Source organism: Streptomyces sp. NPDC001902 (genome assembly GCF_042891295.1).
Lineage (GTDB): Bacteria > Actinomycetota > Actinomycetes > Streptomycetales > Streptomycetaceae > Actinacidiphila.
The window spans coordinates 1-1,748 of record NZ_JBIATA010000064.1 but is presented as its reverse complement, the minus strand read 5'-3'; the positions used below and the strand labels follow the sequence as shown (position 1 = coordinate 1,748).

The following is a 1,748-nucleotide window of genomic DNA, read 5'->3' as shown; positions in this document are numbered from 1 at the left end:
GGGTGAGGATGACGCGGGCGTCAGCCCTGGTCAGACCGCCTTGCTTGCCCTGGAAGGCCAGCAGAGCAGCAGGGTAGTACTCGCGCAGGAGCGAGTGGACTTGGTTGGCGACCTGTTGCCGAGTCCAGACGGCGTCCTGCTGGGCTCGGGCCAGGACGGTAATGACCTGTGCGAGTTCGGAGTCGGCCGGCAGGGGTCGGTGGGCGTGCATGTCGGTGCGCAGGATGTTGGGCCTTGACCCCGGATCTTGGACACACGAGACACTGGATCCTGAGGATCTGAGAACGGACATCTCGTGGTCATGAAGAACTATCCGCCGCAGTTCAAGGCGGACGCGGTCGCGCTGTACCAGTCGCGGCCCGAGGCGACGATTCGGCAGGTCGCTGCCGATCTGGGGATCAATCCCGAGACCCTCCGGAACTGGGTCAGGGCAGCCGGAGCGAGCCGGCCGCGAGGACGCCGCACGGAGGCACCGGCCGAGCCGCCCACACCGCTGGAGGCGGAGAACGCGGCCCTGCGCAAGAAGGTCCGCGAGCTGGAAGAAGAGCGGGAGATCCTGCGGAAGGCGGCCAAGTATTTCGCCGGGGAGACGCGCTGGTGAACCGCTTCCAGTTCGTCGCCGACCACCAGCGCCGCTACGGCGTCAAGCGGCTGTGCACCATCCTCGGCATCGCCCGCTCCAGCTACTACTACTGGCGCGCGACCGCTGCGGACCGGGCTGCCCGGCGGGCGTCCGACACCCGCCTTGCCGCACGGATACGGGTCGTGCACCGCGAATCGGACGGCACCTACGGCGTCCCCCGGATCACCGCCGAGCTCCGCGAGGCAGGCGAGCGTGTCAACCACAAGCGGATCGCGCGGGTGATGCGGAGCATCGATCTCGCGGGCGTGCGGCTGCGGCGCCGGCACCGCACCACGATCGCGGACCCGGCCGCGGCGAAGGCCCCGGACCTGATCGGCCGCGACTTCACCGCCACCGCGGTGAACACGAAGTACGTCGGCGACATCACCTATTTGCCGCTGACCGGCGGCAAGTTCCTCTATCTGGCCACGGTCATCGACCTCGCCTCCCGGCGCCTGGCCGGCTGGGCGATCGCCGACCACAAGCGCGCCGACCTTGTCATCGACGCCCTGCACGGGGCCGAACGGACCCACGGCAGCCTCGCCGGCGCTACCTTCCACAGCGACCACGGGGCCCAATACTGCAGCCGGGCCTTCGCCGATGCCTGCCACGCGGCCGGCGTCACCCAGTCCATGAGCGCGGTCGGCTCCAGCGCGGACAACGCACTCGCCGAGTCGTTCAACGCGACCTGCAAACGCGAGACCCTCCAAGGCCGCCGAGCCTGGGACACCGCACGCGAGGCCCACCTCGACCTCTTCCGCTGGCTACACCGCTACAACACCGTCCGACGCCACTCCAGCCTCGGACATCGCAGCCCCATCGCCTGCGAACGAGCATCCCGAACAACATCAACTACGCTGGTCAAAGCCGCATAACCCGTGTCCAGAATCCGGGGTCAAGGCCCGCATGCTCAAAGAAGCCAACAGCCTGGGTCTGACCATCCGCTTCGAGCCCATCACCGCTTGACTATCCAGCCGTCCGCTTCGAGTCGATCCCCAACACCTGACCTGGGCGGTCCACTCTATTTTCGTGTCAGGAACCCAGGCCGCTGCGCGGCCGCCGTGAGGCCGGGAAAATGGGGCTGCTCCGTCCGGGACGCCGGTTTCACTGTGATGCCGTGAGCTCG

General features: G+C 68.1%; 1 protein-coding gene and 1 pseudogene. One reads left to right on the top strand and one right to left on the bottom strand.

The genetic code is table 11. From position 1 onward, the window contains the following. Positions 1-232 (bottom strand): annotated as a pseudogene (locus ACFYYN_RS43365) (IS110 family transposase); the annotation flags it as partial. A gap of 63 nt (positions 233-295) precedes the next feature. Between ACFYYN_RS43365 and ACFYYN_RS43360 the strand changes: the two are divergent. After that, a protein-coding gene (locus tag ACFYYN_RS43360) for an IS3 family transposase (RefSeq protein WP_500550201.1) occupies positions 296-1,497 on the top strand; the annotation gives its coding sequence in 2 pieces (ribosomal slippage) (positions 296-581 and positions 581-1,497; 1,203 coding nt in all). Positions 1,498-1,748: the final 251 nt, after the last annotated feature.